Annotated in this window: 11 protein-coding genes and 1 pseudogene; 9 read left to right on the forward strand and 3 right to left on the reverse strand. The window is 69.2% G+C overall.

Going from position 1 to position 13,212, the window contains the following annotated elements:
- Positions 1 to 492 precede the first annotated feature (492 nt).
- From F9C41_RS08985 to F9C41_RS08995, 3 genes are read left to right on the forward strand one after another with little or no spacing between them, the layout of a single operon-like run.
- The gene (locus F9C41_RS08985) at positions 493 to 999 is read left to right on the forward strand and encodes a 2Fe-2S iron-sulfur cluster-binding protein (RefSeq protein ID WP_407924679.1); all 507 of its coding nucleotides are present in this window, start codon (positions 493 to 495) and stop codon (positions 997 to 999) included.
- Complete coding sequence (locus tag F9C41_RS08990; protein WP_155386158.1) at positions 996 to 1,979, forward strand: FAD binding domain-containing protein; 984 nt, start codon at positions 996 to 998, stop codon at positions 1,977 to 1,979. Before F9C41_RS08985 ends, F9C41_RS08990 begins: the two co-directional genes overlap by 4 nt.
- Before the next feature lie 8 nt (positions 1,980 to 1,987).
- The gene (locus F9C41_RS08995) at positions 1,988 to 4,216 is read left to right on the forward strand and encodes a xanthine dehydrogenase family protein molybdopterin-binding subunit (protein ID WP_155386159.1); all 2,229 of its coding nucleotides are present in this window, start codon (positions 1,988 to 1,990) and stop codon (positions 4,214 to 4,216) included.
- 173 nt (positions 4,217 to 4,389) lie between these two features.
- On the opposite strand, the gene F9C41_RS09000 is transcribed toward F9C41_RS08995, so the two are convergent.
- Positions 4,390 to 4,887 carry a hypothetical protein gene (locus F9C41_RS09000; protein ID WP_155386160.1) on the reverse strand — a complete coding sequence of 166 codons (498 nt, stop codon included), beginning with the start codon at positions 4,885 to 4,887 and terminating at the stop codon, positions 4,390 to 4,392.
- A gap of 171 nt (positions 4,888 to 5,058) precedes the next feature.
- On the opposite strand from F9C41_RS09000, the gene F9C41_RS09005 reads away from it, so the two are divergent.
- Positions 5,059 to 5,880, forward strand: coding sequence for a class I SAM-dependent methyltransferase (locus F9C41_RS09005; RefSeq protein ID WP_155386161.1), 822 nt, complete (start codon positions 5,059 to 5,061; stop codon positions 5,878 to 5,880).
- 273 nt (positions 5,881 to 6,153) lie between these two features.
- Here F9C41_RS09005 and F9C41_RS09010 read toward each other — a convergent pair whose 3' ends face one another.
- Entirely contained in the window at positions 6,154 to 7,242 is a 1,089-nt protein-coding gene (locus F9C41_RS09010) for a hypothetical protein (protein WP_155386162.1), read from the reverse strand.
- Between the two features lie 592 nt (positions 7,243 to 7,834).
- Positions 7,835 to 8,698, reverse strand: a complete 864-nt coding sequence (locus tag F9C41_RS09015) for a helix-turn-helix domain-containing protein (protein WP_155386163.1) — start codon at positions 8,696 to 8,698, stop codon at positions 7,835 to 7,837.
- Between the two features lie 166 nt (positions 8,699 to 8,864).
- Between F9C41_RS09015 and F9C41_RS09020 the strand changes: the two genes are divergently transcribed.
- The 5 genes and pseudogenes from F9C41_RS09020 (at position 8,865) to F9C41_RS09040 (ending at position 13,013) form a co-directional block, all read left to right on the forward strand.
- The gene (locus F9C41_RS09020) at positions 8,865 to 9,770 is read left to right on the forward strand and encodes an alpha/beta hydrolase (protein ID WP_155386164.1); all 906 of its coding nucleotides are present in this window, start codon (positions 8,865 to 8,867) and stop codon (positions 9,768 to 9,770) included.
- Between the two features lie 620 nt (positions 9,771 to 10,390).
- Positions 10,391 to 10,597 carry an alpha/beta hydrolase gene (locus F9C41_RS40620; RefSeq protein WP_196279686.1) on the forward strand — a complete coding sequence of 69 codons (207 nt, stop codon included), beginning with the start codon at positions 10,391 to 10,393 and terminating at the stop codon, positions 10,595 to 10,597.
- Positions 10,598 to 10,757: 160 nt separating this feature from the next.
- Entirely contained in the window at positions 10,758 to 11,927 is a 1,170-nt protein-coding gene (locus F9C41_RS09030) for a low temperature requirement protein A (RefSeq protein ID WP_230689443.1), read from the forward strand.
- 81 nt (positions 11,928 to 12,008) lie between these two features.
- Positions 12,009 to 12,300: pseudogene (locus tag F9C41_RS09035) on the forward strand (transposase); the annotation flags it as partial.
- Between the two features lie 23 nt (positions 12,301 to 12,323).
- Positions 12,324 to 13,013 carry an HAD family hydrolase gene (locus F9C41_RS09040; RefSeq protein WP_155386278.1) on the forward strand — a complete coding sequence of 230 codons (690 nt, stop codon included), beginning with the start codon at positions 12,324 to 12,326 and terminating at the stop codon, positions 13,011 to 13,013.
- Positions 13,014 to 13,212 lie beyond the last annotated feature (199 nt).

The raw sequence follows: 13,212 nt of genomic DNA on the forward strand, positions 1-13,212 counted from the left end.
CGTGCTCGGTGTGCCGGGCGAGCGGCACCACCGCCTCGAGCGCTCGTACCCTCCAGCTCGCCAGAGCTCAGTGCCGGTGTCCACGATGACGTTGGCAGCGCAAGGATCCGGTCGGCGAGGTAGCGCGACATGTCCCAGCCCAGGTCGTCGTGCAGGACGCGATGAGCAGTTGCCGCCTTCCTTGGTCGGTTCCGCGATCAAGGGCGGCGCGCCCTGATTCCGGTGCTAGCGTTTGATTCAGTTGCGCTTGGCTGTTTTCCCTGGTCCGTGGTGGCTTTGCCTAAATGTGGCGACGAACTGGTTCCCGCGCGAGGACACCTCGGGGTGCCATGGTTGCTGCCACACCCGAAGGTGCTCGGCGAGGCCACCTGGCTGGCGAGCGCATGTCCAGGCTGACACCCGGCACCAGGCCGGGGAAGGCGGGCTCTGATGAACGATCCAGATGCGGGCGGCGCAGGCAGGAGCTGGGCCGAGACGGCCCCGCTCTCGGCGGTGGCGCTACGTGTCAACGATGAGGTGCGGCGGCTTGAGGTGGATCCGCGGACCTCGTTACTCGACGCGTTGCGCGAACATCTGCACCTGAGCGGAACCAAGAAGGGTTGTGACCACGGGCAGTGCGGGGCCTGCACCGTGCTGATCAACGGCCGGCGCGTCAACTCCTGTCTGACGCTCGCTGTCATGCACGAGGACGACGAGATCGTCACGATCGAAGGCCTGGGCGACCTCGACAGTTTGCACGCTATGCAGCGTTCCTTCGTGGAGCGTGACGGCTTCCAGTGCGGCTACTGCACTCCCGGCCAGATCTGTTCGGCTGTCGGCATGCTCGCCGAGGTGGGGGCCGGTTGGCCCAGCCACGCCACCGCCGATGTGGCCTCGCCGCGGATCGCATTGACCGACGAGGAGATCCGCGAGCGGATGAGCGGCAACATCTGCCGGTGCGCCGCCTATCCGAACATCGTCGCGGCCATCCGCGCTGTCGCGAAGGCGGGCACGCAATGAGGTCTTTCACCTACGAGCGACCGGCAGACGCACGGGCTGCCGTCGCCGCGGCGTCCAGATCCGGGGCGAAGTTCATCAGCGGCGGCACCAATCTGCTCGATCTGATGAAACTCGACATCGAGCATCCCAGCCATCTGGTGGATATCAGCCGGCTTGCGTTGCGCGACATCGACGAGCTTCCGGACGGTGGTCTGCGCATCGGCGCCCAGGCGGCAAACTCCGACGTGGCGGCTGATGCGCGCGTGCGCACCCGCTATCCGGTGCTGTCCCAGGCGCTGGTGTCGGGTGCCTCTGGCCAGTTGCGCAACAAGGCGTCCACGGGCGGAAACCTGCTGCAACGGACTCGCTGCCCCTACTTCTACGACACGGCCGCGGGCTGTAACAAGCGCGATCCCGGATCGGGATGTTCGGCGATCGACGGGTCCAACCGGATACACGCGATTCTCGGTGCCAGCGACGCCTGCATCGCGACCCACCCCTCCGACATGGCCGTCGCGATGACCGTGCTGGATGCGCAGATCGAGCTGCTCGACGCCGACGAGTCGGTACGCCGTGTCGCCATCACCGATTTCTACCGCCTGCCCGGCGATACGCCGCACCTCGAAACCGTGCTACGGCCCGCCGAGATGATTACGAGCGTGGTCCTGCCGCCGCCCCCGCCGGGCCGGCAGCTCTACCGCAAGGTGCGCGACCGGGCGTCCTACGAGTTCGCGCTGGTGTCCGTGGCGGCTGTCGTCTCGGCCGACCAGGCGACGATCGCTCAGGCGCGGGTGGCGTTCGGCGGCGTCGCGCACAAGCCGTGGCGGTCCGTCGAGGCGGAGGCCGCGCTGACCGGCCGTCCCGCCACGATGGCCACCTACCGCGCCGCTGCGGATGCGGCGATGCGTGACGCGGTCGGGCAGGGACACAACGACTTCAAGATCGAGCTGGCCAGACGCACTCTGTGCCGAACACTGGCACAAGCGGCCCAGTCGAGCTGAGGAGCGAGATGATCGGGCAACCTCTGGACCGCATCGACGGCCCACTCAAGGTCACCGGCCAGGCCATCTACGCCTACGAGCATTGGGAGCCCGGCCAGCCGCTCTACGGGGTCATCGTCGGCGCGACCGTCGGCAAAGGCCGCATCACCCGGATCGACACCGACAGCGCCGAACACGCGCCCGGCGTGCGCATGGTGATGACCCACCGCAACGCCCCGGAGCAGGGCGCGCGCGACGAGTCCGTCCCGATGGAGTACTGGCGCGCCCAGCCGGTGCTGACCAGCCCCGACATCCACTACCACGGCGAACCGGTGGCACTGGTCGTCGCCGAGACCCTCGAACAGGCCCGCGCGGCGGCCGCTCTCGTCCACGTGGAGTACGCCGCCGGGCGGGGACGGTTCGACTTCGCGGCGTACGAAGATGAGGCCTACGCCCCGAAAGAGGCCAACGGCGGATTCCCCACCGACACCGAGGTAGGCGACTTCGACACCGGATTCAGCACCGCCGACGTGAGAATCGATCAGCGCTACACGACGCCGTACGAGCTGTCGATGCCGATGGAACTGCACGCATGCCTGGTGCAACCGCGCGGCGAGGACCTGATCGTCTACGTCAGCTGCCAGATCGTCGACGCCGCACTGGCCTCGATCGCCAGCACACTGCGGATCGACCCGGCGCGGATATACATCATCACTCCCTTCGTCGGCGGGGGATTCGGCTCCAAGCTGGGCATCCACGCCGAGACGATCCTGGCGGCCATCGCCGCTCGTGCGTTGCGCGAACCGGTCAAGGTCGCGCTGACGCGGCAGCAGATCTTCCAGCTCGTCGGCATGCGCCCCACCTCAAGCCAGCGGGTCCGGCTCGGCGCGGGGCGCGACGGACGGCTGGTCGCGGTCGCCCATGACGTCACCATGGCCACCAACCCCGACATCGAGTTCGCCGAGCAGACCGCCGCCACGACCCGCAGCCTTTACGCCGCGCCACACCGGCTGACGACCCACCGGCTGACACCGCTCGATCTGCCGCGCGGCGCTGACGTGCGCGCGCCGGGCGAGGCGCCGGGCCTGCTGGCTGTGGAGTCGGCGATGGACGAGCTGGCCGATGCGCTCGGGATCGACCCGGTCGAGCTGCGGATCCGCAACGAGCCCGCCGTCGATCCCGAGTCAGGCGTGCCGTTCAGCGACCGGCACCTGGTCGAGTGCCTGCGCGAAGGCGCCCGCCGGTTCGGCTGGGAGCACCGGCCCACCACCCCGGCGAGCATGCGCGAAGGACGCTGGCTGGTCGGCTACGGCATGGCCGCCGCCATCCGCAAACACTTCCAAGGGCAGGCAACGGTGCGGGTGCGCCTGGAGGCCGACGGCACCGCCGTCGTCCAGACCGACATGACCGACATCGGCACCGGCACGTACACCATCCTGACCCAGGTCGCGGCCGACGGACTCGGACTGCCGCCCGAACGAGTGCGGATCGAACTCGGGCGCTCCGAGCTCCCCACCAGCTGGGGGTCCGGCGGCTCGTGGGGTGCCGCGAACTCGAGCACCGCGACGCACCGGGCATGCGTGGCCGTACGGGAGAAACTACTGGTCACGGCCTGCGGCGACACGGGCTCTCCGCTGCACGGCCTGGACCCGGCCGAGGCCGTGTTCGCTGAGGGCAGCGTACGCATCGGCGGCGCGGACGAGGCGCTGAGCGAGATCCTCGCACGCAACCATCCCGACGGTGTGCAGGCCGAGGGCGAAACCCGGTTCATGGGTGATGACCCGAACTACGCGGCCTACTCGATCCACACCTACGGCGCCCATTTCGCGGAAGTGGGGGTCGACGCGGACACCGCCGAGATCCGCCTGCGCCGCATGCTCGGCGTGTTCTCGGTGGGCCGCGTGCTCAACCCGAAGACGACCCGTTCTCAGCTGATAGGCGGCATGATCTGGGGGGTAGGCGCGGCGCTGCAGGAGGAGGCCGTCGTCGACCTGCGGTCCGGCGCGTTCGTCAACCGGGATCTCGCGCAATATCTGATGCCGGTTCACGCCGACATCCCCGACGTCGACGCCGTCGTTCTCGACGGTTACGACGACAAGGCCAACGTCCTCGGCATGAAGGGCGTCGGCGAACTGGGCATCTGCGGCGCTGGCCCGGCGATCGCGAACGCGGTGTTCAACGCCACCGGCGTGCGCGTACGCGACTTTCCCATCACGCTCGAGAAAGTGCTGCCGGGCCTGCCACTGATGGATACCTGAAGCCCGCCACCCGGGTGCCGGAAGGTATGTGAGGAGCGCCGCGACCCGACTGTACGCCCGGACCCGCTGGTCCTCGCAGCGCTCCCAGGCGTAGGCGGCACCAGGGCACGCAGCTGTCCGACCGCACGGGGCAGGCGGCCATGTCGAGCGTGCCCGCAGCCCGCCCGGGAAGCTCAGCGTCGCGGGCGTCGGCGGGTGTGCGACAGCACGAACCCGTAGAGCAGGTGGTCCCCGGCCGGCAACAAGCGCTGGGACAGTTTGGCACCAGGCGGCGCGCGATACCGAGGACAGGGGCGACGACCGTCTCGTACGCGGCCACAGCAGCAGCCCGTAGACCGGGCCGGACCAGGCGCGGCGGCGGATACGCCGGGGAAGCAGCGCGAAAACCGGCCGCCGACGGCGACGAAACCCCAGTGGCGGAGTTCGATCATCGCTCTGCGCTCGCCAGTCGTCTTGCCCTGTACCAGGCCGGGTGTCTTGTGCTCGACGATCGCGTCCGGTGGCGGCTGGCACGCCCAGCCCATCTCCACGGTGAATCTGCGCAGGCCGCTCATGGCCATGGCCGCGATCGCGCCGTGCACCAACTCGGCGGGCTCGAACACCCGGGCCAGGAAGGACGGCTGCGGAGCGAACCTCGCCTGCGACAGACCGACCTGGAAGGTGCCGCCCACACACCGTCAATGGTCTGCGTCAACACTTGGGAGCCTGCTCGGAGTGGGACATGTCGACCTCGCACTGCCTCGCTGCTGCCCAGCGGCGTCTACTTCCACGCGACCTAATGCGGCAGACCCCTCGCGCCCATACGCTTGCCTCAGACGGCACGAATCTCTCAGGATGGTGTGGTGGCAGAGCTGGATCGACGCGATCTTGCTCGGGTGTTCAACGAGGTCGCGGACCTCTACGACCGGGTCCGGCCGAAGTACCCCGACGAACTGTTCGCCGACCTCGTCGCCATCACCGGGATGGACGAGAGGTCGTCGGTGCTCGAGGTGGGCTGCGGCACCGGTCAGGCGACGCGCTCGCTGGCAGCGCTCGGCTGCTCGGTGACAGCCGTCGAGCCAGGCGTGGAAATGGCCGCGCTCGCTCGCCGGCACACCGCCGCGTCCGGCAACGTGGAAGTCGAGACGTCGACGTTCGAGCAGTGGGACGACCGCGGTAGACGCTTCGATGTCCTCGCCGCTGCGACGTCGTGGCACTGGGTCGACCCGTCGATCGGGTGGCGGCGGGCGCACGACGTGCTCTGCCCCGGAGGATGGATGGCGCTGCTCGGCAACGTCGTCGTCCGACGGCCGGGCGAGCCGGAGGTGTACGCCGAGACCGCCGACCTGCATGAGCGGTTCTCCCCTGGCAACCCCGGCTGGGGCCATCCGCCGCTCGAGGACGATGTGCGCACTGACGAGGGTTGGGGACCGGTCGAAGATCCCGGGGGCTTGTTCGGCCTGCCGGTCGTGCGCTGGTACCCGACCGTTCAATGGTTCAACGGTGATGGCTTCGCCGATCTGCTTCGCTCGATGTCGCCGTACAGGAGGCTCGCTCGCGACGTTCGTGAGCCCCTGCTCGACGCCGTCGCCGAGCGTATCCGCACGCGGCTGGGCGACCGGGCGTCACGCCGCTACCTGAGCGTCCTTCGTATCGGACGGCGCGCCGAAGAAGCCCAGGGGTGAAGGCGAAGGGCGCTGCTGCGTCCGCGGATCGCTGGGCACGGTGCAGGTCCGGGCGGCGCCGGTTCAGAGTGCCTTAGCGGTAGGGCGAACGCCGCAGGGACCCGCTGGGCTCGCCGGAGGTCGACCGCGATCTGATGGTGTCCGCGGACTTCAGCTCATCGCTGCTGTCAATGTGCTCGTCGCGGACTGGACATGACTGCGTGCTGCCCAGACACCTGGCGCGATGCGGTACGGCGAGCACGTAGCCTGCAGCTGCTGTAGCGGCCGAAGAGATCAACGATCGGCGGACAGCTCATTGTCTGGTTGATAACGGTACGCAGCCTCACGCACCGCTTGGTCGCTTTCCAACCCGGCTCCCAGCGCCCCGCCGAGTGTGCCGAGAGAGCTGGCCAACCACGCCAGCTGCACCTGGTCACTGATACCGACCGGATGACCGAGGGCAGCGGCGATCAGATCGGCCGGAACCATGATGAACACCCCCACCGCAGTCAGCACCACCAGCTCGCCGTACAGCGCTACCGCGCCGATAACCACGGTAAGAATCGTGACGATGTTGAACAGAGCCACCTGTTGGCGAATCCCGGGACCAGCAGCCCGGGGCGGCACCCGCTCCCACAGGCCGGCGCCCAACACCAGGCTCAGTACCACCGCGAGTAGCGAACCGACGGTAAGGATGCTCAGTCGCGGCGCCCCCAACGCGTTCGCCAGCCGCCAGATGTCGCTCGTCACCAGCGCGAGGATGTCGACGGCCAGGGCCGCGGCCAGAGCTCGGGAGAGCCGCGAAACCAGTCGCCACGGCCGGTTGGCTCGCAGCATGCCCAGCAGGAGCCTCAGATTTCCTGTCAGTACGCCGGTGATCAGACCGACGGCTCCGCTTTCAGGTACCGGCAACTCGTTCAGCTCGCGCGTCCGGCGGTACAGAGCCACCCGACGCCGCCGGGTGGCGCGATCATCGAGGTCCGCGTTGTCTGTGTCGACCTCGCCCAGCAGCGCCTCGACCAGGCGCACGATCGCGGCCGCGGCCCGGCGGGTCACACCCACCGCGCCCAGCGCAGGCAGGGACAGCACAGCGACAGCGTGCGTCGCACTCGCGTGGGCGACCACGGGCCGGCGCTGGGTCGCCAACGGTAGATCGGTGATGCAGATGGCCATCTGCCAGCCTTCGTCCAGCAGCCTGCGCCGGGCGGCGTCGACCAGCCGGTTCAGGTCTGCTGGGGCGTCGACCAGCCGGTCCACGGCCAGCCGTATCTGCCAGTCGCCGTCCGGCAGCCGAACAGTGATCAGGCCGGTGAGGTCCGCCAGAAGATTCTGTGCCAGGTCGGCAGCCGGCCCCGGTGACGCGACCAGTCCGATCACGGCCATCTCAAGTCACCGGCCGAAGCGCTCGTCGCCCCAACCGAGTCGTTAACGGTTGCCGTCGTCATCGTGCATCCCCCGACAGAGGCGTCGCCACCGGTACCGTGCGCGGTCACGCACCTGATGCACCTGCCCCGATCCGGTGAGCGACCGTCACTCGGTGGTGGTCAATGATGCTACAGGCAACCCCGTCCGGCGAGGGACGGCTCAGATCATCCCAGCAACGTGAGGGTCTCATCACCCCGGCGGACCTACGATGGCTGAAGCGGGGTCGGTTGTCGGGATGTGGAGTTCACTTGCTGGCCGGGCCGCGGCCGAGGCTTTCGAGCCCGCCCGTAACGCCGCCGCGGCCGGCCTGGGCGGCCTGTCTATGGCCGGCGCGGCCAGGTGCTTCGGTGTTTGAGCTGGCTATGGTCGGCCTCGATCGGGTTGTTGGCGTAGCGTTCGACGGTCGTGAGCGGGGCGACGACTTCACTGCTCGAGTGTGCCTCGATCATGCCAAGGCTCAACGCATCAGACCCCGTCATCGCCATCGACATCGCAGTACCGCCGTAGCTGACCGACAGCCGGCATCGGTAGGGAAGGGCCCTGGTTCCGATCAGGAGGTGATGGGGGTGGGGCGGGTCTGCTGGGCCCAGGAGGCCAGGAAGCGCAGTGCCTGGTGGGCGGGGGTGTCGCGGGGTGCGGTCAGGATCATGAGCATCTGGTCGGGGTCCTCGGCGCTGGCGAACATCTGCCAGTCCAGGGTGATCCGCCCGGCGATCGGGTGTTGGAACGTCTTGGTGCCGAACATGCGTCCTGCCACCTGGTGCGAGCTCCACCAGCGCCGAAAGTCGGGGTCGCGCAGGGACAGCTCGCCGACGAGGGTGGCCAGCCTCGGGTCGTCGGGGTGGCGGGCGGCGTTCATGCGCAGGAACGCGACGCAGTTGTGGGCGACGCTCTCCCAGTCGGCGAAGCCGGACCGGACCTGCGGGTCGAGGAAGGCCAGCCGGATGTAGTTGCGGTGTTCGGGCGGCAGCGCGCCAAAGTCGGTGATCAGCGCTGCGGCGAGCGGATTCCAGGCCAGCACGTCGAGGTGCCGGCCGAGGACGAGAGCCGGGGTGTCGACCAGGTTGTCGAGCAGCAGCCGGGTCTGCGGGCGTACGCGCTGCGCCGTGCGCCGCGCGGGCCGGGCGCCGCCGGGGCGGGCGACCTGGCGCAGGTAGGCCTGCTGGTCCTCGTCGAGGCGCAATGCGCGGGCCAGGGTGGTGAGCACGGCCTCGGACGGGCCGACCCGGCCCTGTTCGAGCCGGGTGTAGTAGTCGGTGCTGATCGCGGCGAGTTGGGCGACCTCCTCGCGGCGCAGCCCGGTTACCCGACGTGGGCCGCCGTAGGTGGTGAGGCCGACGTCGTCGGGGGTCAGTTCGGCACGGCGGGCGCGCAGGAACCGGCCGAACTCGTTGCCCGCCTCCTCGTTGTCCATGATCATGATTGTTCCACCGGTCGCGCGGGTGTGGGAGGGAACGATCCTTCCCCGGCACAGCCCTGCCGGGGTGGAAGTCTACGCTGGTAGGGGCGTTCGCGGTGACTCAGTGTGGATGGCGGGGCCGAAACGGTTCGGCCCCGCCGACAGACATCTGGAGCACCTTGTGAAATCCGACGTCACCTTCCGCAGCGGTGGCATGGCTATCGCCGGCCATCTCTACCTCCCCGAGGATCTGCAGCCGGGCGAGCGCCGTCCGGCGATCGTCACGGTCACCCCGTGGAGCGGCCTCAAGGAGCAGACTGCCGGCCTGTACGCCCGCCGGATGGCCGAGCAGGGCTTCGTCGCGCTGGCCTTCGACCACCGCAACTACGGCGACAGTGAGGGCCTGCCCCGCTTCGACGAGGACCCGTTCGCCAAGTCCGAGGACATCAAGAACGCGGTCACCTTCCTGGCCGGCCACGACGCCGTCGACGCCGACCGCATCGGCGCGATCGGCATCTGCGCCGGCGGCGGCTACGTGCCCTACACCGCCGCGACCGACCGCCGGATCAAGGCGGTGGCCACCGTCAGCGGCGTGCACAGCCTGCGCGGCTTCCTGGCCGAGGACGCCCGGATGGACCGGGAGACCCTGATCGCCTCGCTGGACGCGTGCGGCAAGGCCCGTGAGGCGTATGAGCACGGCGAGGAGCCGGCGTACATGCCGGTCTTCCCCGAGGACGCGCCCGCCGGTTCGGCGCCGCTACTGCTCGAGGCGCCGGACTACTACCTGAACCCGGCGCGCGGCGGGCACCCGAACTGGGCGAACAAGACCGTGCTGTGGTCGTTGGAGAAGGTGGCGTCGTTCTCGGCGCTGGAGATGATCAGCCTCATCGCTCCGCACCCGGTGCTGTTCATCGCGGGCACCCACGCCGACACCGCGCACCACAGCCAGGCAGCGTATGCGGCGGCCGGCGAGCCGAAGGAGCTGTACTGGATCGAGGGCGCCAGCCACATCGACCTGTATGACCGCGACCAGTACGTCACCCCCGCAGTGGCGAAGATGACAGATTTCTTCCGCTCTGCGCTGTAAGTCTGGTATTCCGTCCATGCCGCCCTCCGCGGCATGGACGGAGCCCCGGTCTCGTTCCCGAACAGGTAAGAACGGCTCGTTCACCCCTACCTCTACGTCCCCGACGACTAGGCGGGGCAGAGGCTGCCCGCGGGGTCGGCCACCCGTTCGGCGGGGTCAAGGAGCAGACCGCCGGCATCTACGCGCAGAAGCTGTCCATGAAGGGCATGATCACGCTCGCTTTCGACGCGTCGTACCAGGGGGAGAGCGCGGGCGAGCCGCGTTTCCCGGAGGACCCGTTCGCACGTGCCGAGGACATCAGGAACGCGGTGAGCTACCTGACCACCGTCGAGGAGGTCGACCCCGCCCGCATCGGCGCGTCGGGCATCTGCGCATCCGGCGGGTACGTGCCCCACACCGCCGCGACCGACCACGGATCAATGCGGTGGCCACGGTCAGCGCCGCGGACATGGGTTCGCCGTTCCGGGACGGCCTCGGCGGCAGTGCCGATCGGGGCCGGGTCAACGGGCTGCTCGACGCCGCCGCGCAGGACCGCACCGACCAGGCCCACGGTAAGCCGGCCCGGCTGGAGCACATCGTCCCGGACGCCCCGGCTGAGGTCACCGAGGACACTCGACCACGTGGACCTGATCTCGCCCCGGCCGCTGCTGATGATCGCCGGCACCAAGGCGGACACGAAGTACTTCAGCGAGCAGGCGTACGCCCAGGCCAAGGAGCCCAAGGAGCTGTACCTGATCGACGGGGCGACGCACATCGACCTCTACGACAAGCCCGAGTACGTCACCCCGGCGTCGAGCGTCTCGACGCCTTCTTCGACAAATACCTAGCCGCAGCCGGCTGACCCCGCGGCCATCGTCCAACAGGCGGCCGCCCCGACGACGTCGCTCTTGATGCGAGCGATGAGGTGGCCGAACTGATGCGAACCTGCTCGATCGAGTTCGGGGGCTTCTTCTCGGCCGGCTGGGCGAGCCGTCCATAATGCGCGGTATGAGATCAGGAACGGACCTGCTGGGCGACGGCGAGCGCGGTGCCACGCCGATCGAGCTCTTCTTCGACCTGGTCTTCGTGTTCGCGGTGACCCAGCTGTCGCACGCGTTGCTGCACCACCTGAGCCTCGGCGGTGCGGTGCAGACCGCGATCCTGCTGTTGGCCGTCTGGTGGGCCTGGCTCTACACCTCCTGGGTCACCAGCTGGTTCGACCCCGACCGGACCCCGATCCGGCTACTGCTGATCGCCGTCATGCTCGTCAGCTTGGTGATGTCGGCAGCCATCCCGGACGCGTTCGGCCGAGCGGCCTGGACGTTCACTATCGCCTATCTGGCCATCCAAGTGGGACGCACCGCGTTCCTGATCGTCGCCTCGCGCGAGCGCCCGGAGCTTCGCGCGAACTTCGTCCGGGTGCTCGTCTGGTTCCTGGCCAGTGGCGTGCTCTGGCTCGCCGGCGCCGCGCTGGGCGGCGGGGCTCGGACCGCCTTGTGGGCGCTGGCCGTGCTGGTCGACTACATCGCGCCACTGACCGGATTCCGGGCCCCCGGGCTGGGCCGGTCCGCGCCGCAGACGTGGACGATCTCCGGCAGTCATCTAGCCGAGCGCTGCCAGCTGTTCATCATCATCGCGCTGGGCGAGTCGATCCTGGTCACCGGCGCGACCGCCACGGGCCTGACGGCGACCCCGGCCAACACGATCGCGTTCGTGGTGGCCTTCCTGGGCAGCGCCGGGCTGTGGTGGGTGTACTTCCACCGCACGGCCGAGGCGGGCAAGGAGCACATCTCCCGGCTGGCGACGCCGAGCACGTTCGCGTTGACGGCGTACGACTACTTCCACGTGATCATGGTGGCGGGCGTCATCGTGACCGCGGTCGGCGACGAGCTGACCATCTCCCACCCCACCGGCCACACCGGGGCCGCTACCGCGGCGGCGGTGCTCGGCGGGCCTGCGCTGTTCCTGCTCGGGGTCGGTCTGTTCCAGCGCGCGATGACCGGCCGCCTGCCGTGGCCGCACCTCGCGGGAATCGCCGCGCTGGCTGTGCTTGCGGCCCTGGTGCCGGTCGCCACGCCGCTGACGGTGGCCGCGGCGGCGACTGCCGTGGTGCTGACCGTCGCCGCCTGGGCGGCGCGGGGTGACCGCGCGCCGGATCACGCGACCCCGCTGACCTGACTGCGGCGGGGCTTTCGGATCGGTCAGTGCCCGGTGGGCAGCCGCGGTTGAAGGCCTGCGTCGCGTCCAGGGCCTGCGCCCGAGGATCGGCAGGAGCTGCTGGCGTTCTACGACTTCCCGGCCGAGCACTGGATCCACCTGCGGACCACGAACCCCATCGAGTCCACCTTCTCCACCGTCAAGCTGCGGGACCAAGGTCACCCGCGGGGCCGGCAGCCCGGCCGCCGCGCGGGCGATGGTGTTCAAGCTCGTCGAGTCCGCCCGGGCCCGCTGGCGGGCCATCACCGGAGCCTCCCTCATCGCTCTGGTCCGCTCCGGCGCCCAGTTCAAGAACGGCGTCCTGGTCGAGCGTGAGGAGGCCACCGCAGCGTGAGCAGCAGGGCCTATGCTGCGGGAATGATCAAGCCCATTGAACTCGTCATATTCGACTGCGACGGCGTACTGGTCGACATCGAGCGCATCGCCGCTCGTGTCCAGGTCGCCCTCGGAGCCGAGCTTGGGTGGCCGCTGACAGAGGAGGAGGTCGTGGACCGGTTCATGGGGCGCTCACCCGCCGCCATCCACGAGCAGATCGCCGCCCAGCTCGGCCCGGACACGGCCGCGATCTGGTCGGAGAGGTTCGAGCAGCTCCACCGGGAGGCCGTGGACGCCGAGCTTGCCCCGGTCGACGGCTTGCCGGAAGCACTCGACGCGCTCACTCTGCCGACATGCGTCGCCTCCAACGGCTCCCACGACAAGATGCGGCACACCCTGGGCCGCACCGGGCTCTACGAACGCTTCGCAGGCCGCATCTACAGTGCCACCGAAGTCTCCCGCGGCAAGCCCGCACCCGACCTGTTCCTGCACGCCGCCCAGCAGATGGGCGTCGATCCCGAAGCCTGCGTTGTCGTCGAGGACAGCCAACCCGGCGTCCACGCCGCCCGCGCCGCCGGCATGCGAACCTTCGGCTACGCCGGCGGACTCACCCCGGCCGAACGCCTCGAAGGCCACAACACCGTCGTCTTCCACGACATGCGCCAGCTGCCGAACCTCATCACCGAACGGCAGCCAACCCCCCATCAGGCACTGCCCACCCACAAGATTTGACAATTGCTCATCGGCGATCTTTGAAGTACTCCATCCAGGCACTGTGGTCCGCTGCCCAGCACAACCTGCCCATCGTCTTCGTGGCCATGCGCAACGGCGGGTACTCCATCCTGAAGTCCTTTGCCGAACTTGAGCACACTCCGGGCGTGCCCGGACTCGACCTGCCCGGACTGGAGTCGCGACCGTGGCTCGCGGCTTT

The organism is Catellatospora paridis (genome assembly GCF_009720365.1).
Lineage (GTDB): Bacteria > Actinomycetota > Actinomycetes > Mycobacteriales > Micromonosporaceae > Catellatospora > Catellatospora paridis.

Excerpts from the sequence above, each read along its gene's own strand:
- F9C41_RS08990 (WP_155386158.1), top strand. The coding sequence starts at position 996 with ATGAGGTCTTTCACCTACGAGCGACCGGCAGACGCACGGGCTGCCGTC.
- F9C41_RS08995 (WP_155386159.1), top strand. The coding sequence starts at position 1,988 with ATGATCGGGCAACCTCTGGACCGCATCGACGGCCCACTCAAGGTCACC.
- F9C41_RS09010 (WP_155386162.1), bottom strand. The coding sequence starts at position 7,242 with ATGGCCGTGATCGGACTGGTCGCGTCACCGGGGCCGGCTGCCGACCTG.
- F9C41_RS09015 (WP_155386163.1), bottom strand. The coding sequence starts at position 8,698 with ATGGACAACGAGGAGGCGGGCAACGAGTTCGGCCGGTTCCTGCGCGCC.
- F9C41_RS09030 (WP_230689443.1), top strand. The coding sequence starts at position 10,758 with ATGAGATCAGGAACGGACCTGCTGGGCGACGGCGAGCGCGGTGCCACG.
- F9C41_RS09040 (WP_155386278.1), top strand. The coding sequence starts at position 12,324 with ATGATCAAGCCCATTGAACTCGTCATATTCGACTGCGACGGCGTACTG.